Origin of the sequence: Rossellomorea yichunensis (assembly GCF_032337515.1) — a bacterium.
Taxonomy (GTDB): domain Bacteria; phylum Bacillota; class Bacilli; order Bacillales; family Bacillaceae_B; genus Rossellomorea; species Rossellomorea yichunensis.
In genome coordinates this window covers 193,683-211,390 of the sequence record NZ_JAVYAD010000006.1, presented here as the reverse complement: position 1 = coordinate 211,390, position 17,708 = coordinate 193,683, and the positions used below count along the sequence as shown (strand labels likewise).

Genomic DNA, 17,708 nt, shown 5'->3' with positions numbered 1-17,708 from the left:
TATTAATATTCAATAATTAGGATGGGTGTGCCAATCACAAAGGTTGTCTTAGCGCCCATTCCGCTTTTCCGTAGACCTAGTTGTATATTCATATCATCATTTTTTGTTGGTATAGTCCGTGACATTTGTTCCGAGTAAGCTGAAATGGAATAAAAGTCTTCTTCTTTAAGTGATTCCAGTTCTTTAGCGTCTAATTTCGACATTAGTTCGACAGCCTGATTCGACAAAACTTTCTCAAGCTTATCATTGAATTCGCCTTTTATACAAGAGAAAATCATAGGTTTAGTAGTAAAAATGATTTCCATATTTGGGATAAATTCAGTCTTGATATAATGCTTCGTCTTTTCTCCCAACGCTTTCTGATCTCCGCGCATTTCATACATACTATACGAAACGGACTGCTTTTTTGTGAGGGTATGCTGCAACTTAATGGTTTCTTCCCCGTGAGACGTCTGACGTTGTCCCACAACCATTACCTCTTCAGCTGATTTCTTCGTCACCCACTCAAAATCAGAAAATCTTTCTTGCATAGTAGTACTATATTTGGCAAACCCTTTATTCGTGAAGCTTTTTTTGTTTTCTCTTGCATATAGAGACCATTCAGTTATCTGACCTTGAGAATGTATAATGGCTTGGTCAAGCTTTTCAATGTCTAATAAATGATTGGCTTCGATAGTGTTGTTCCCATTAATAACAGGAAGAAAACCTAATCCAACAAAAAAGATTAAAATAATGTAAAGATACCGAGTCATTTTCCATTCCTCCCCTTACCTAAAAGTCTGTCCGAATAGGAGAAGAACATACTTGAAAATTGTCGTCATCTTTTTACAAATATTGAGTTGTCGGCAGGCTGTTATATGAAAGCGTTTCACTTTGAAACTTTTTCACAAAGGAACGAGCACAAAATTAATCTTACTTAAAACAGGCCCCGTTGAAAACATGCAGTAAGACCTATTTTTTGTCAGAAGCTCTACTTATTCAAAGAAAACAGGCAAGCTTTGAGACCACAGGTAGTAATCCAGTAAAAATCGGCTGACGGCTGATCCGATCGCGACCGTTAGTAGGATATACAATAGTCTCCCTTGAGCGACTCGATTTTTCTTGAGGAGCTTGTCTAACTGGATGGATTGCAAAGACCAAAATGTGATCCCGAATACAAATAGATGCACGAGCATGCTGATAAGGGCCTGCTGGCCAAAGCTTTCTATCACTCTTCTCACTCCTAATAATCAATTCGACGCACAAAGTCCATTTTACCACATAATTCTGTAACGACATATGGAATTTGCAAATTTTTTAGTACAGTTTGGGGAGTGGAAATTTAACCAGGTCTTTGGAGACCTTACAATAGGAGAAAGTGGATTCGATACCTGTTTTAAACTTCCAACAGAGGTCCGTCCCTCTATTCAAAAAACCACCCTTCCACAAGGAAAGGGCGGCTTTGGTGTTTATATTAGAAGTTACGTTCGGAAACGTTAATTCTGTTCATGGCACGCTTAAGAGCAAGTTCGGCACGACGGAAGTCTACGTCGTCGCGTTGTGCCTGCATGCGGTCTTCTGCACGGCCTTTTGCTTCTTTCGCGCGTTGTACATCGATAGCTTCTGCTGTTTCAGCAGACTGTGCTAGAATTGTCACTTGTTCAGGACGTACTTCTAAGAATCCGCCACTGACAGCTACAAGCTCAGTGTTGCCACCTTTTTTCAGGCGAACCGCACCGATTTGTAGTGGAGCAACCATCGGAATGTGTCCAGGTAAGATTCCAAGCTCACCGCTTTGAGCTTTCGTGCTCACCATTTCCACTTCTGAATCGTACACTGGGCCATCGGGAGTGACAATATTGACTTTTAATGTCTTCATTTTCTTCCCTCCTGGTCCCTAATTATACCTCTACGCCCATTTCTTTAGCTGCTGCTAATACATCCTCAATCGGACCTACTAGACGGAACGCATCTTCAGGAATGTGATCGTATTTACCGTCAAGGATATCTTTGAATCCTTTAACAGTGTCTTTCACTTCAACGTAAGAACCTTTTTGTCCAGTGAACTGTTCTGCAACGTGGAAGTTTTGAGATAAGAAGAATTGTACACGACGAGCGCGGTGTACCGTCAGCTTATCATCATCAGAAAGCTCATCCATACCAAGGATCGCAATGATATCTTGAAGTTCTTTATAACGCTGTAATGTTTGTTGAACATTTCGAGCGATGCTGTAGTGTTCTTCTCCTACGATTTCCGGAGAAAGAGCACGGGAAGTCGATGCTAATGGATCTACCGCAGGATAGATACCCATCTCAGAAAGCTTACGCTCAAGGTTCGTTGTTGCATCCAAGTGAGCGAAAGTTGTAGCAGGAGCCGGATCCGTGTAGTCATCGGCAGGTACATAGATCGCTTGGATCGATGTTACAGAACCTACGTTAGTTGACGTGATACGCTCTTGCAATTGACCCATTTCAGTAGCAAGTGTCGGCTGGTAACCAACGGCAGATGGCATACGGCCTAGTAGGGCAGAAACCTCTGAACCTGCCTGCGTGAAACGGAAGATGTTATCGATGAACAGAAGTACGTCTTGACCTTGCTCATCACGGAAGTATTCTGCCATTGTAAGACCCGTCAAGGCAACACGCATACGCGCACCTGGCGGCTCGTTCATTTGTCCGAATACCATCGCTGTTTTCTTGATAACGCCAGAGTCGCTCATCTCGTGGTAAAGGTCATTACCTTCACGAGTACGCTCTCCAACACCGGCGAATACAGAGATACCACCGTGCTCTTGAGCGATGTTGTTGATAAGCTCCTGGATTAATACGGTTTTACCAACACCGGCACCACCGAATAGACCGATCTTACCACCCTTGATGTAAGGGGCAAGTAAGTCTACTACTTTAATACCTGTTTCCAGAATCTCAACTTCTGTAGAAAGCTGATCAAATGTAGGTGCTTGTCTATGAATTGGATCACGACGGATACCTGCTGCAAGAGGCTCGTCTAAATCGATTGATTCACCCAGAACGTTGAATACACGACCTAATGTGATATCCCCTACTGGTACAGAGATTGGTGCTCCTGTATCAAGCACGTCAGCTCCACGCTGTAAACCATCTGTGGAAGCCATCGCGATTGTACGTACAGAATCATCACCTAGGTGAAGGGCAACCTCTAATGTAAGTTCAGCTCTATCTGCAATTTGGACCTTTAATGAGTTGTAGATATCAGGAAGTTGGCCATTAGCAAACTTGACATCGACAACTGGACCCATTACTTGAAGAACGTGTCCTTTGTTCATCTCTTTCCCTCCTAACTAGCTTTTGACGACAAAACTATGTTGTAATCCGGCACTGAACCGGAATGTCATTTCTATTCGAGTGCTGCTGCCCCGCCGACGATTTCCGTGATTTCTTGGGTAATCGCTGCTTGACGCGCACGGTTATAAGAAAGTGTAAGGCTGTTAATGATTTCTTTCGCATTGTCTGTTGCGCTTCTCATTGCTGTCATACGAGCAGCGTGCTCACTGGCTTTACCATCAAGTAACGCTCCGTAAATCAAGCTTTCAGCATATTGGGGAAGCAACACTTCCAAAATTTCTTCAGCATTAGGCTCAAACTCATAAGAAGTTAAGTTCGATGAAGAAGAATCAAGCTCCGTTAAAGGAAGAACCTTCTTCTCGGTAACATCTTGTTGAATGGCACTGACATAGTGGTTGTAGTACATGTAAAGCTCATCATAAGCACCATCAGAGAACATGCTGACTGCCTTGTTGGCAATGTCTTTAATGTCTGCAAAGTTTGGTTGATCTGGTAGCCCTACAATACCTTCCACTACATTATCGCCTCGTTTTTGGAAGAAGTCCCTTCCAATACGACCTAACGCAATAATGGCGTATTCATCTTGTGAGCTGTGACGCTCTTTAATCGCATTACTTACAGCACGAATGACGCTCGAGTTATAAGCCCCCGCCAAACCGCGGTCAGATGTAATGACCAAGTAGCCGGTTTTTTTTACGGGGCGGGAGACTAGCATCGGATGCGTTACATCTGTGCTACCAAGGGAAATGGAAGCAACGACTTCCTGAATTTTCTCCATGTATGGGACGAAGGCTTTCGCATTCGATTCAGCACGGTTCAATTTAGAGGCAGAGACCATTTCCATTGCTTTCGTAATTTGACTGGTTTTCTTCGTAGATGTAATACGAGTTTTTATGTCGCGTAACGATGCCACTGGTTCTCACCACCCTTTTAAAATGTTAGTCATATTCACTAGAACCAACTAAATAATAGAATAATCAGCCGGTGTCATCAGAATGAACACCGACATCTTATAAAATTACTCAGACTTTACAAATGTCTTCTTGAATTCGTTGATCGCAGCGACCATTGCATCGTCTTCAGGAAGACCTTTTGTTGTGCGGATATGGTCTAACAGTTCTGTATGGTTGTGATCTAACCAGCTTAGGAATTCACCTTCGAAACGACGAATATCTGTTACTGGAATATCATCTAAATGACCTTTTGTTAATGAATAGAAGATCATAACTTGTTTTTCAACATTTAGTGGTTTGTTAAGATCCTGCTTCAGTACTTCAACAGTACGTGCTCCACGGTTCAGTTTCGCTTGTGTCGCTTTATCAAGATCTGATCCGAACTGAGCAAATGCTTCAAGCTCACGGTATGCCGCTAAGTCAAGACGCAGTGTACCGGAAACCTTCTTCATCGCTTTGATTTGTGCGGATCCACCAACACGTGATACGGAAAGACCTGCATTGATCGCCGGACGAACACCGGAGAAGAATAGGTCAGATTGTAAGAAAATCTGTCCGTCAGTGATGGAGATAACGTTTGTTGGAATATAAGCGGAGATATCTCCTGCTTGTGTTTCAACGAATGGTAATGCTGTGATGGAACCTCCACCTTTTGCATCACTTAATTTCGCTGCACGCTCAAGTAAACGAGAGTGTAAGTAGAATACGTCACCAGGGAATGCTTCACGGCCTGGAGGACGACGTAATAATAATGAAAGCTCACGGTAAGCAGATGCTTGCTTAGAAAGATCATCATATACAACAAGAACGTGCTTGCCGCTATGCATGAATTCTTCACCCATTGTGATACCAGCGTATGGTGCTAAGAATAGCATTGGAGCTGGTGAAGCAGCTGATGCCGTTACAACGATTGTGTAATCAAGGGCACCGTGCTTACGAAGCGTTTCAACTGCATTACGTACAGTTGATTCTTTTTGTCCGATCGCAACATAGATACAGATCATGTCTTGACCTTTTTGGTTTAGGATCGAATCGATCGCAACAGATGTTTTACCTGTTTGACGGTCTCCGATGATTAACTCACGTTGACCACGACCGATTGGAACTAGAGCGTCGATCGCTTTGATACCAGTTTGAAGTGGCTCGTGTACGGATTTACGATCCATAACACCAGGTGCTCCACCTTCAATTGGACGTGTTTTCGTTGTCGCAATTGGACCTAATCCATCAACTGGTTGTCCAAGTGAGTTTACAACACGACCTACTAATTCTTGTCCTACTGGAACTTCCATGATACGTCCAGTACGACGAACCTCATCGCCTTCACGAATGTCTTTAAATGGTCCGAGAATGATGATACCTACGTTGTTTTCCTCTAAGTTCTGCGCCATACCCATGACACCGTTAGAAAATTCAACAAGCTCTCCAGCCATGACATTGTCGAGGCCATGAGCACGAGCGATACCGTCACCGATTTGGATAACTGTACCTACATCGCTTACTTTCATCTCAGACTGATAGTTTTCAATTTGCTTTTTTATCAGCGCGCTGATTTCTTCCGCCTTGATGCTCATGAATTTCACCCCTCATTTATACGAAAGTTAACGAACAAGTTCACGCTCAAGACGATCCAACTTGCCAGCAAGTGTTCCGTCATAAATACGGTTGCCGATACGGACCTTAAGTCCGCCAAGTATGTTCTCGTCTATCACATTCTCAATTCTTAATGATTGTTTACCAATTTTCTTAGCAAAAGAAGCTGAGACTGCTGTCTTCTCATCTTCTGTTAAAGCACGTACGGAGTACACCTTTGCTTCTGCAATTCCTCTAGCTTCATTAGATAGCTCGATGAATGCATCGACAACGCCCACTACCTGATCTTCACGATGACGATCAGTCATAAGAAGCAATGTATTCAATACTGGTACTGAAACGCTTGAGAACGCTTCTTTCAACATGTCTTTCTTCTTATCCGTCGAAAACTTCGGATTTTCCAAAAGAATGCTTAATTCTTTATTTTGGATAAAAACGGATTTCACTGCACGAAGCTCTTGTTCAATCGCTTCTAATTGATTCTGTTCTTTGGCAATATCGAAAAGAGCTAACGCATAGCGTTTTGCGACTGTAGAGTAGCTCATCGCTCTTCTCCTGCCTCTTTAATATAATCGTTGATCAGCTTCTGTTGATCTTGAACAGAAAGTTCTTTTTCAATCACTTTCGATGCAATCAGAACAGATAGTGAAGCAACCTGCTCGCGTAATGCTGCCATCGCTTGTTCTTTCTGCGTCTCGATTTCACGTTTCGCAGATTCTTTCAAGCGCTCGGATTCCTGACGAGCGGCAATGATGATTTGTTCACGTTGCTCATCGCCCTGCTTCTTAGAGTTCTCGATCATCGCTTGCGCTTCTTGACGAGCCTCTTTTAAAAGTTGACGCTGTTCTTCTAAGCTCTTATTTGCTTCTAGACGGCTTTGTTCAGCCGCTTCTATTTCGCTTGCAATGTGATTCTCACGCTCTTGCATGATGCCCATCAAAGGACCCCAGGCAAACTTCTTCAGTAACGCAAGAAGGATAAGGAACATAGCAAGCTGGAATACGATATCTCCACCTGTAAAGCCGCCACCAGCTCCAAGGACAAATGCGTTTGTAAGCACGCGGTTTCACTCCCTTCAAGAGTCAATGCCTTCCATAAGAAAGCTGTACAATATCGGCAAATGCCGTATCATTCATAGTCAATTGTTCATAAGTACTAAACATAAAGGAATGGCGAAGGTTCTTATCGAATGATCTTCGCCATCTTGAACTTTAAACTGCTATTATTGACCCATTACGATGAATGCGATAACTACTGCGATGATAGGAATCGCCTCTACTAACGCAACCCCGATGAACATTGTAGTTTGAAGCATTCCACGAGCTTCCGGTTGACGAGCCATACCTTCTACCGTACGTGAAACAATAAGACCGTTACCAATACCTGCACCTAGTGCTGCTAAACCGATTGCAATTGCTGCTGCTAAAAGACCCATTCTGAATTTCCTCCTTTAAATGTATGAAAAAATGTTTTGAGTAGTTTTGTTCAATTTTGAACAGGGTATATATTAATGGTCTAGGCTGACTTTGTGAGCCATATAAACCATCGTTAACATAACAAAAATAAATGATTGGATTGCGCCGACAAAGATTGAGAAAGCTTGCCATACAATCGTTGGGATTATGGCACCCAGTAATCCGGCTGCTCCCATATGTGCCAGGCTTCCTACCAGTAGTGTAAGCAGGATTTCCCCGGCGTAGATGTTACCGTAAAGACGAAGACCAAGCGTTAGTGTGTTGGCAAATTCTTCAATGATCTTCAGCGGGAATAAGAACGACATAGGTCTGAAGAAGTCTTTACCGTATTCACCGAAGCCCTTCATCTTGATTGCATAATAATGTGTTAACACAACGACCATAACTGCCAGGGTCATAGTGATAACTGGATCCGCTGTTGGTGACTTCCACCATAATTCGTGGTCAATGACTACCGAGAACGGAAGTCCTAACATGTTTGAAACGAAAATGTACATGAGTAAAGTAAGTCCAAGGAGATGGAAACGACCACCTGTTTTCCAATCCATATTACTTTTCACGATATTCTTGACAAAGTCCATGACCCATTCCATAAAGTTTTGCACTCCTGTTGGTTTCATGGCCAGTCTACGAGTTGACAGAACGGCGATTAGGAAAACAACGGCACTCGCCACTGTGATCATCAGTACGTTCGCCAGGTTAAAAGTTAACCCTAGAAACTCGGCTGTAGGATTTTCATGATGCAATGAAATTCACCTCTCTTCCCCGCTATTTATGAGCTAAAAGCTGCTGAATAAAATAATCTATCATAATGACAAGGTAAATTGTCATTAATCCCATAATGACGCTCAGGAGATGAAAGTGCTCAGGGTATTCCGTTGCAATAATGACTGCAAAGGCCGCACCTGCCATCCTTGAGAAGGTTCCTAAAGATCGAACCTTTTGACCAGATTCTACTGCATCACCGAATCGCACGGTTCTCCTCATGATCAGCCAGTGACTAAACAGACTGATGCCTGTCCCCAAAAAAAGCCCAAGGAAAATAGACTGATAGGAAGTAAAACCCCAACCGAGGACGTAAAGGGAAAGGAGGAAAAATATGTACTTACGATGCCTGTTAAACAATTGCTGAAGTTCTGGCATACATTAATCTCCCGAATTGAAATGTTGGACTGTACGGAGCATGGTGTAGATTCCTGTTGCGAGCCCAAGGAGTAGTCCAATAATTAAGAAAAGTGGTGTGGTGCTCCATATTCCATCTAACCATCTCCCGCCGAAGATTCCTATTAAGATAGAACCAACAAGCTGGGAAAGAATAGCAGAATACAAGACCATCGATTGATAAGGGCGTCGATCATTTTGACGCATTTTTTTCATCTCCACACATGTGATTTAGTGGAAAATCGTTCACACTGTACAAATGATGAAAAACCGTTTCCATACGGGTTCAACCCTTGTGAAAACCTTATCATTTGATACCCTTTGTAAGCATACAATAGGGTATTATCTATGTCAATGAGTTCAAGTTAAAAAGTTCACAACCTATCCACGCGTTTCCAAATTGTTCACATTTTTAACACATTTACAGAAAAGCGGAGGCGGGTTGGTCAGGCCCGACAAGCACAACTGGAAAATCCCTAAAGGCGCTCTTTGCCTTTTGGGATTTTTCAGTTGTGACCTCGAGGGATTACCCGCCGGAGCTGAACATACAGAAAAGCGGAGGCGACTGTGGTCTCGCTCATGTATAGATTCTACCTTCACATGCCCCTCCATTATATAGAAAATTCTTTTTATGAGTAACCCTTGAATTTAATGTAAATACTTCCAACTAAATAACAGTAGGAATTATGTCGTTATATAAATAGAAAAGCCGGGTTATCAATTATAGATACTCCGGCTTTCCTGTCTTATTTCAAATTATTTCGTACCGTATAAACGATCTCCAGCATCCCCTAAACCAGGAACGATGTATCCTTTTTCATTCAGCTTCTCATCAAGAGCCGCGATGAAGATGTCAACGTCAGGGTGCGCTTCCTTGATTGCGTCTACCCCTTCAGGACAAGCAACGAGACACATGAACTTGATGCTTACCGCACCACGCTTCTTTAATGAGTTGATGGCTTCAACGGCAGATCCTCCTGTTGCAAGCATTGGATCGACCAGGATGAAGTCACGCTCTTCCACATCACTTGGAAGCTTTACGTAATATTCAATCGGTTTAAGAGTCTCCGGGTCACGATATAAACCAACATGTCCTACTTTTGCAGCCGGAATCAGCTTAAGAATTCCGTCGACCATCCCTAACCCTGCTCGCAGAATAGGAACAATCCCTAATTTTTTACCTGCAAGAGTCTTGGCCTTGGCGTTGCTTACTGGTGTTTCCACATCAATATCCTCTAACGGTAAATCACGTGTGATTTCAAACGCCATCAATGTCGCTACTTCATCAACAAGCTCACGAAATTCCTTCGTACCTGTTTCTTTATCACGAATAAACGTTAATTTGTGTTGAATTAACGGATGATCAAATACATATACTTTGCCCATTCGACTCTCTCCTTTAAATTCGATTTTATGTAAAAATAGTTTGTCTACTTCCTTTACACCTCAGACTATTGTACATAAAAGACAATTTAAGAGCAACATGAGATGGGAAGTGTAATGGAATCGTTTGAATTGAGATGATGGGTGTGGGCTGGAGCGAATCCGGTTTGGTTCTGGTTAATTTTGTTAATTGGTTGGATTAATGCCTGAATCGGCTGGATTTTCTTGAAAAGCCTCTGGATTCTCTGAAAAAACGGCCGGATTATTACATATTTAGGCTGGATTCTACCCAAAATCGCTTTATAGCCGACAACTATAAGTTTGAAAATCTACTTCCCTACTAATTTCCCATCAAAAAAACCCCTCCACCAGGGAGGTCCGTCCCTGGCGGAGAGGTCATCTATTATTTTTCCGGATATAATTCAAATTTGCTCGTCAGGTCGATGACACGTTTGCGTGCTTCTTCCAGTTTCGCCTCGTCTTCATGGTTCTTAAGTGTCAATGCCATGATGGAAGCAATTTCGTCCATGTCCTCGAGTCCAAAGCCTCTGGATGTAACGGCTGCCGTTCCGATACGGACACCGCTTGTAACGAATGGGCTTTCAGGATCGAATGGAATCGTGTTTTTATTAACGGTAATACCGATTTCATCAAGCACTTTCTCTGCGATTTTACCAGTCAGTCCTAGTGAACGCAGGTCGATCAGTAATAGATGGTTATCAGATCCGCCTGATACAAGATTGATTCCTTCTTTTACAAGACCTTCACCTAAACGGTTCGCATTGTCGATGATGTTCTGCGCATAGTCTTTGAAAGAATCCTGCAGCGCTTCACCGAAAGCAACAGCTTTAGCTGAGATCACGTGCATAAGCGGGCCACCTTGAATTCCAGGGAAAATAGACTTGTCTATTTTCTTTGCAAATTCTTCTCTGCATAGGATCATACCGCCACGAGGTCCGCGCAATGTTTTATGAGTCGTTGTTGTCACGAAGTCTGCATAAGGAACCGGGTTCTGATGAAGACCGGCTGCTACAAGACCAGCGATGTGAGCCATATCAACCATGAGGTAGGCCCCCACTTCGTCTGCGATTTCACGGAATTTCGCGAAATCGATCGCTCTTGGGTATGCACTTGCTCCGGCTACGATCAGCTTCGGCTTGTGCTCTAACGCTTTTTGTCTAACATCTTCATAATTGATCAGGTGCTTCTCTTCGTCCACACCGTACTCTACGAAGTTATATTGAATTCCACTGAAGTTGACGGCACTCCCGTGAGTCAGATGTCCACCATGAGATAAGTTCATTCCAAGAACCGTATCACCTTGTTCGAGGATCGTGAAGTAGACTGCCATATTGGCTTGTGCTCCTGAGTGAGGCTGAACGTTTACATGTTCTGCTCCAAATAGTTCCTTCGCACGATCGCGAGCCAAATTCTCGGCTACGTCCACATGCTCACAGCCACCATAATAGCGACGACCTGGGTACCCTTCTGCATACTTGTTTGTCAGAACGGAGCCTTGTGCTTCCATAACCGCTTCACTGACAAAGTTTTCAGATGCAATTAACTCGATTTTTGTTCGTTGACGCTCTAATTCATCTTGAATCGCTGCATAAATTTCCGGATCTTGCTTGGCAATCTTACTCATACATATCCCCCTTTAATTCATAGGCCCAACTGCTCTAGGTGCCTCATTGATTCATTCACTCTCATTCTAACACGATTCCGCAAAACGCGAAATAAAAACCTCTAGTCAAAACGTAATGTTCGTGTTTAGAGCGTATTGAGAGGGACGGACCTCGTGTGATTTTATTCACAAACACCTCCACCGCTCTCCTACACACTCCCAAAAGTAGCATTATGACTAACCTTGTCGAATGAAGATGCACATGTGCCGTTATTTTATTAAGTTCTATATATTTCCCTCACTCACCTTTAACATAATCATATTCTCCATGTCTTCCTTTATAGTTCGGGATTTATACCTTGATATAAGATAACACCGAAATAAAGGTCCGTCCCTCAAATCAGAGGGACGGACCTTTTAGTAGAGAATATTATTCGTATACGGCTCTGATTCCCCCGATGAGTTTTGGTCTGGTCTTGGCCAGTGTGACGTGGGCTTCACCGAGGCTTTTTTGTGATACCCGGACCGGGACGGCTACGTGTTTCAGATGCATGCCGATGAAGGTATCCCCGATGTCGATGCCGGCGTCGCCTTTAATATGCTCGACCATGACGGGATCTTCAAAGGAATGGTACGCTTGGGTCGCCATCGCTCCTCCTGCTTTTCGCACAGGAATGACTGTGACTTCATCCAAGCCTTTTCTTTCAGCCACATCTCTTTCCAAAACGATGGCACGATTTAAGTGCTCGCAGCATTGAAAAGCAAGCGATACACCTATTGAATCCGACCATCCTTTTAACTCATCAAAAATCATTTCCGCTACTTCAATGGTTCCTGATGTTCCGATCCGCTCCCCCATCACTTCTGATGTTGAACAGCCTACAACAAACACTTGTCCTTTTTTCATTGGAACCTGTTTGCTGAAATCTTGCAGGATCGTTTGCAGTTCTTCCTTCATTTGAGCGATTTCCATGAAATCCACTCCCTATTGTTTGTCTTCGTATGCCGTGATTTTCCCTACACGGTTCGCATGACGGCCACCTTCAAATTCTGTTACCAGCCACGTTTGGGCGATTTCACGCGCTAGCCCAGGTCCAATCACACGTTCACCCATGGCTAACATATTGCTGTCATTATGCTCACGCGTTGCTTTCGCACTGAACACATCATGTACAAGGGCGCAACGGATTCCCTTGACCTTATTAGCTGAAATGCTCATCCCGATGCCCGTTCCACAAATCAGGATTCCACGATCGAATTCACCGCTGGCTACTTTCTCCGCAACAGGCACTGCATAGTCCGGATAGTCAACGGACGTTCCACACTCACAACCGAAATCCTCATATTCCAGCCCCAGATCTTCCAGTAGTGATTTTATTTCTTCCCTGATATTTACCCCGCCGTGATCGGATGCAATTGCAATCTTCATAATTAATCCCACTCCCTATAGCCTTTGATACGTATTATTTTGCCACACACTCGTGATTATATAAAGTTTTTCGGATTGTTTTTGAGAGAATGAGTCGAAAGCCAGACAACTACAAAAAAACGGACATGAGGTCCGTCCCTCATGTCCGTCTTTTTTATAGATGAAAACGCGTAATCGTACCCTTCAATGATTCTGCCTGCTCTTTCAGATTCAACGCAAGCTTCTCTACATCACCCATCACAGCCGCTTGTTCTTTTGTGGAGGCTGACACTTCCACCGCCCCCGCGGAGGTTTCTTCTGCGATGGCGGCAACTTCCTGTGATTGCTGGGAAGTCAATTGGATGCTGTTCATTTGCTGATCTACAAGAACGGATATATTTTGAACCGCATCAGCTACTTCATGGATCGTTTTCGTCATCGTTTCGATCATCTCATTGGTCTGAGTTCCTTTTTTTACTTCAGAATTTGCAGAGTCAACTTGAGTCGTGATTTGTCCAACTACATTTCCAACCTCGGTTTGAATGTTCTTGATGAGATCCGAAATTCCCTGGACTGCCTTGCCGCTTTCATCTGCCAGTTTGCGGACTTCCTCTGCTACAACTGCAAACCCCTTACCGTGCTCTCCTGCACGTGCTGCTTCAATGGAAGCATTTAAAGCGAGAAGATTGGTTTGGTTCGCGATATCACCGACCAATTGAATGATCTGTTCCACTTTTTTCGCATTGTCTTCCAATCGGCGAACGGCGTCTAAGGAATCTTCATTTCCTCTTGCAAGTCGACTGATTCCTTCTACGAGGGAATGAATGACTTCCTTGCTTCCTTGGAGCTCCGTCACCATATGCTTGGACATTTGTTCTGATGATTTGGAGTGATTCTGTACTTCCTGTGCGATCCGGATCACGTCCTCAACAGATTCAGCCGTCGTTTGAATCGCCATCACCGAACTTTCGGCACCTGCTGAAATTTCGCTGATCGTTTTGGAAATGGAATCCGCTTGAATGGAAGCTGATTCCGATGCTTTCGACAGCTCGATGACATTGGAATTTGTCTTGGTGAAGTTTTCGTCGATACTAGACACCATGTCTCTTAAATTATGCAGCATGCGATTGAAGGCCAATGCGAGTGAGCGGATTTCATCATCCGACTTAGGTACCTCCACTTCTTCGGCAATGTCCCCTTCAGCCGCTTTTAACGCAGCCTGTTCCAAACGCTGAAGTGGTTTGACGATGAATCCGGCTGCAAAAAAGGCAAGCACACCTGACCAGAACACACCCATCCCAAGCGTCATGCTCGTAAATAAAAGTTCGTTCATTTCAGGTGCAAAAGTAGGTTTGATAAAATAAATAAAAAGTGCACTTGTGGAATACGTCACCATCGCAAGAAGCGTGATAAAGAAGACCAATTTCTTTCTAAGACCCGATTTGTAGCTTCTCTCTTTCCCCATTCTTTCTCTCTCCCTGTCTCAACCCAGCTTTTTAATTAACTCCTCAATCAATGAATCCAGCTCTCTGTATGTATGTCTATAGATGTCCACACTTCCCCCGTAAGGATCCGATACATCCAAATCTGCAGGATCTTCAAGGACAAACTCTTTCAATGTGAAAATTTTGTCCGCAACATGTGGATACTGATCCACAATTGCCCGCTTATGATTCGAAGTCATCGTGAAAATATAGGAAGCCCAATCCAGATTCTCTTTTGAGAGCGAACTCGATTGGTGTCTATGTATTATATCGTTCTCTTTCAGCACTTCTTTAGTCTGAAATGAAGCATCATTTCCGTCCATGGCAAAAACACCTGCAGATTTCACATCAAACCTCTCTGCACCCTTATGCTTCAAAACTGCCTCTGCCATAGGACTTCGGCACGTATTTCCCGTACAAACAAATAAAATTTTCATCACGTCATCCTCCTTACAACCTATTATAAAATATTTTCCAATCGACCCATAGTCCATTCATAAAGAATACAAAAGAAAAGTGGAGGCGGCCAAAACGGTGCTCTTTGCCTTTTTGGTCGGCTTGACTTATGACCTCGAGCCTCAAAGCCCTGGAGCTGGACACAAAAAAAAGCCCACCCAAGAGGGACGGACTTCCTCAATTAAATCGCAACCTCCAGCCCACCACCTTATTTCACAACGGCAGAAGCAGCTTAATCCCAAATGCAAACAAAATACTTCCCCCAAGGGCTTCGCTATACGTCCCGAGCACCCCTTGAAATTTACGACCTATGAATAAACCAGCCCAGGTCAACACCGTCGCCGCTATTCCAAAACAGAAGAGGGCAACAGCTGTCCTGGCACCGAATATCCCCAGGGTCAAGCCAACAGAAAAGCTATCCAGGCTTACACTCAAAGCAAAGAGCACTAAACCAAATCCTACCGGGGAAATGAGCGTCGTCTCATCTTCTTTGAAGCTGGACATGAACATTTGTATTCCTAATACAATCAAAAGGAGCCCGCCGGCATACCCTGCAAAGGCACCGAATGTTTCTGATAAGAATTTCCCCGTCATCATCCCTAAGAGGGGCATCCAGACATGAAAGATTCCTACAACCAATCCTATATAGAAGATTTGCTTTAATCTCAGCTGAAACATACCCATCCCGATTCCGATCGAAAAGGCATCCATCCCAAGAGCAAATGCCATTAACATCAAGGTAATCAGTTCACCAATTATCGTTGTCATTTTTGTTTTTCCCCCTCCGGACATGCCTACAGAACAAATTTATGCACGTCCAAAGGGAAATAGAATGGTAAATGATTTTGAAAATTGGGCATTATTGTAAAGCGTTGCATTCAAACAAAAAAAACCTACAGTTCTTTCAAACCGTAGGGGTAACGATTATCCTTTTATCACCCGATATCCGGCAGCTTTCTGAAGCCGGTTCATAATCGCCAGTCCGACTCCTTCTTCGGGAAACATTTCGGCAAAAATTATATCTACGTCGCTTTTATTAAAAGCACGCAGCGAATCGTAGAGATTTCGAGCGACTGTTGTCAGGTCCTCTCTTCGTCCAACCGAGAGAATGACGTCTGCACGGAAGTCATCCATGAATTCTTCCGTTGTTAACACACCTACTTTGAGACCTTCTGCTTTTTTGTTATCCACTAATTTCTGAAGATCTGCCCTCGTACCATCCACTAAATACACAGGAGCATCAGGTGCGTAGTGCGTATATTTCATGCCCGGGGATTTCGGAGCCCCCTTTCCCTCTTTTAAAGAAGCATCCACATCCACTCTACCGAGTACTTCTTCCAGCTGTTCGATCGAGACACCTCCGGGACGCAAAACCATCGGGCTTGGTCCGGTGCAATCCACTACCGTCGATTCCACACCGATACCCGTTTCGCCTCCGTCGACGACTCCCGCAATCCGGTCCTTCAGATCATCGATGACATGCTGAGCGGTTGTCGGACTTGGTTTTCCCGAGCGGTTGGCACTTGGGGCCGCAATCGGGAGCCCTGACGCTTCAATGATTGCCAGGGCTACTGGGTGATCAGGCATCCGGATCCCTACGGTAGGTAATCCCGCTGTTACTTTTTCAGAAAGTACGTTTTCCTTATTTTCCAAAATAATCGTTAATGGACCCGGCCAGAAAGCATCGATGAGTTTCGCTGCATCATCAGAAACCTCCTCCACCAGTTCATCCAGCTGATCTATATTTGATATGTGGACAATCAGTGGATTATCCGAAGGTCTTCCTTTCGCTTTGAAGATTTTCTCTACAGCCGTATCCGATTTCGCATTGGCACCCAGACCATAAACCGTCTCTGTCGGGAATGCCACCACTTCATTCTGTTGAAGAACCTTCGCTGCATCCACAATTTGTGGATAACTTTCATTGTTATCCACATCTCTTTCCACAATCCAATGTTTCATCATTTCCGTCATCCACCTTCTATTATCAACACTCATATCTGTGTATAGATACAGAATTAACAAGCGTTCAACTACTTTACTCTTTTGAAAGTATAAAAGAAACCCCACAAATTCTCAAGTATTGTCCACAAAACGTGAAACATACTCTCCAGACTGTGGATAAACCTGTGGATGGTGTGAATAATTCTGAAAAAAGAGATATTTACGTTATTAATCGGGACTTCACGCATTTTGTCGAATTTTCCACATAAAAAAACTGAATCATTTCTAAATAAAAATGATTCAGTCTACTAGCAGACTGCTATGGCAAACTAATTTCTTCTAGGTGGAATTTGTCGAAATCCTATAGGTCAAGCCTCATCGTAATACAGTTATCCACAGTGGATAACTTTTGCGCATGAACAAACTTCTGCAACTCATCCACAAAAGGCTCCTTTTCCTGTTGAAAACCCAGCAGGTCAAAGAAGTTCAGCGACGCTTTTCGATTGGAGATCAAGTAAAGACGCGTAAGTTCTTTTTCTTGTGCCAACTTTAATATTTCTTGAAATAGAGCAAACAATTCTTCACTTTCAAATGATGAAGTCACAACGAGGGAGCGAAGAAGCCCAATCTTCTCTTGAACCTCAATACCGAGAGTCCCAATTAACTGGTTGTCCGAGTCTTCTACTACTAAAAAGCAATCAATACTATTTTTAATGCCTTCTGTGCTTAATCCTGCTTTCATTAAGAAGGCTACAACTTCATGGATATCTTCCTGTGTTGCTTGGCGAATCACTTTTAACATCACATTTCATCCTCCCTTTTCTATCATCCCCTAATGTTAATGTATGAGGGGAAAAAGAGAATAGAACAAGTTGTTGTGAAAAAATACTAGAACGATAGATTTCCTTCAAACATAAAAAGAGC

Annotated in this window: 21 protein-coding genes; all 21 read right to left on the bottom strand. The window is 43.4% G+C overall.

All coding sequences use genetic code 11. The features are described 5' to 3' along the window. Nucleotides 1-2: 2 nt before the first annotated feature. On the bottom strand, nt 3-752 hold the full coding sequence (locus tag RSX31_RS17335; RefSeq protein WP_315635337.1) for a YwmB family TATA-box binding protein: 750 nt from the start codon (nt 750-752) through the stop codon (nt 3-5). 222 nt (nt 753-974) lie between these two features. Further along, nucleotides 975-1,211, bottom strand: a complete 237-nt coding sequence (locus tag RSX31_RS17330) for a DUF1146 family protein (protein ID WP_148971184.1) — start codon at nt 1,209-1,211, stop codon at nt 975-977. 242 nt (nt 1,212-1,453) lie between these two features. After that, nucleotides 1,454-1,858, bottom strand: coding sequence for a F0F1 ATP synthase subunit epsilon (locus RSX31_RS17325; RefSeq protein ID WP_044339984.1), 405 nt, complete (start codon nt 1,856-1,858; stop codon nt 1,454-1,456). 22 nt (nt 1,859-1,880) lie between these two features. Further along, the gene (gene atpD, locus RSX31_RS17320) at nt 1,881-3,284 is read right to left on the bottom strand and encodes a F0F1 ATP synthase subunit beta (protein WP_113969230.1); all 1,404 of its coding nucleotides are present in this window, start codon (nt 3,282-3,284) and stop codon (nt 1,881-1,883) included. A 71-nt stretch (nt 3,285-3,355) separates the two neighbouring features. Then, nucleotides 3,356-4,216 (bottom strand): F0F1 ATP synthase subunit gamma, encoded by an 861-nt coding sequence (locus RSX31_RS17315; RefSeq protein WP_148971185.1) that lies wholly within the window; start codon nt 4,214-4,216, stop codon nt 3,356-3,358. A gap of 105 nt (nt 4,217-4,321) precedes the next feature. Beyond that, nucleotides 4,322-5,830 (bottom strand): F0F1 ATP synthase subunit alpha, encoded by a 1,509-nt coding sequence (gene atpA, locus RSX31_RS17310; protein WP_148996344.1) that lies wholly within the window; start codon nt 5,828-5,830, stop codon nt 4,322-4,324. 27 nt (nt 5,831-5,857) lie between these two features. Beyond that, a complete protein-coding gene (locus RSX31_RS17305) occupies nt 5,858-6,394 on the bottom strand; it encodes a F0F1 ATP synthase subunit delta (protein WP_148996343.1) in 537 nt (178 codons plus the stop codon). Beyond that, the gene (locus RSX31_RS17300; protein WP_148996342.1) at nt 6,391-6,909 is read right to left on the bottom strand and encodes a F0F1 ATP synthase subunit B; all 519 of its coding nucleotides are present in this window, start codon (nt 6,907-6,909) and stop codon (nt 6,391-6,393) included. Before RSX31_RS17300 ends, RSX31_RS17305 begins: the two co-directional genes overlap by 4 nt. A 162-nt stretch (nt 6,910-7,071) precedes the next feature. After that, nucleotides 7,072-7,284 carry a F0F1 ATP synthase subunit C gene (atpE, locus tag RSX31_RS17295; RefSeq protein ID WP_044339990.1) on the bottom strand — a complete coding sequence of 71 codons (213 nt, stop codon included), beginning with the start codon at nt 7,282-7,284 and terminating at the stop codon, nt 7,072-7,074. Nucleotides 7,285-7,356: 72 nt separating this feature from the next. After that, nucleotides 7,357-8,070 (bottom strand): F0F1 ATP synthase subunit A, encoded by a 714-nt coding sequence (atpB, locus tag RSX31_RS17290; protein WP_148996341.1) that lies wholly within the window; start codon nt 8,068-8,070, stop codon nt 7,357-7,359. Between the two features lie 22 nt (nt 8,071-8,092). Beyond that, entirely contained in the window at nt 8,093-8,467 is a 375-nt protein-coding gene (locus RSX31_RS17285) for an ATP synthase subunit I (RefSeq protein ID WP_148996340.1), read from the bottom strand. 3 nt (nt 8,468-8,470) lie between these two features. Continuing rightward, the gene (locus RSX31_RS17280; RefSeq protein WP_113969237.1) at nt 8,471-8,692 is read right to left on the bottom strand and encodes an AtpZ/AtpI family protein; all 222 of its coding nucleotides are present in this window, start codon (nt 8,690-8,692) and stop codon (nt 8,471-8,473) included. A 549-nt stretch (nt 8,693-9,241) separates the two neighbouring features. After that, nucleotides 9,242-9,871 (bottom strand): uracil phosphoribosyltransferase, encoded by a 630-nt coding sequence (gene upp, locus RSX31_RS17275; protein WP_034765147.1) that lies wholly within the window; start codon nt 9,869-9,871, stop codon nt 9,242-9,244. A gap of 400 nt (nt 9,872-10,271) precedes the next feature. Further along, nucleotides 10,272-11,513: a serine hydroxymethyltransferase gene (locus RSX31_RS17270; protein ID WP_148996339.1), complete on the bottom strand. Its 1,242-nt coding sequence runs from the start codon at nt 11,511-11,513 to the stop codon at nt 10,272-10,274. 409 nt (nt 11,514-11,922) lie between these two features. Beyond that, nucleotides 11,923-12,465 carry a TIGR01440 family protein gene (locus RSX31_RS17265; RefSeq protein WP_148996338.1) on the bottom strand — a complete coding sequence of 181 codons (543 nt, stop codon included), beginning with the start codon at nt 12,463-12,465 and terminating at the stop codon, nt 11,923-11,925. A gap of 12 nt (nt 12,466-12,477) precedes the next feature. Further along, nucleotides 12,478-12,921, bottom strand: a complete 444-nt coding sequence (gene rpiB, locus RSX31_RS17260; protein ID WP_148971193.1) for a ribose 5-phosphate isomerase B — start codon at nt 12,919-12,921, stop codon at nt 12,478-12,480. Nucleotides 12,922-13,075: 154 nt separating this feature from the next. Beyond that, entirely contained in the window at nt 13,076-14,365 is a 1,290-nt protein-coding gene (locus tag RSX31_RS17255) for a methyl-accepting chemotaxis protein (protein WP_315635329.1), read from the bottom strand. 18 nt (nt 14,366-14,383) lie between these two features. Then, complete coding sequence (locus RSX31_RS17250; RefSeq protein WP_148996336.1) at nt 14,384-14,821, bottom strand: low molecular weight protein arginine phosphatase; 438 nt, start codon at nt 14,819-14,821, stop codon at nt 14,384-14,386. Between the two features lie 232 nt (nt 14,822-15,053). After that, on the bottom strand, nt 15,054-15,608 hold the full coding sequence (locus RSX31_RS17245; protein WP_315635328.1) for a manganese efflux pump MntP: 555 nt from the start codon (nt 15,606-15,608) through the stop codon (nt 15,054-15,056). Between the two features lie 156 nt (nt 15,609-15,764). Beyond that, a complete protein-coding gene (locus tag RSX31_RS17240; RefSeq protein WP_397548106.1) occupies nt 15,765-16,805 on the bottom strand; it encodes an L-threonylcarbamoyladenylate synthase in 1,041 nt (346 codons plus the stop codon). Between the two features lie 340 nt (nt 16,806-17,145). Next, complete coding sequence (locus tag RSX31_RS17235; protein ID WP_187443715.1) at nt 17,146-17,586, bottom strand: GNAT family N-acetyltransferase; 441 nt, start codon at nt 17,584-17,586, stop codon at nt 17,146-17,148. Nucleotides 17,587-17,708 lie beyond the last annotated feature (122 nt).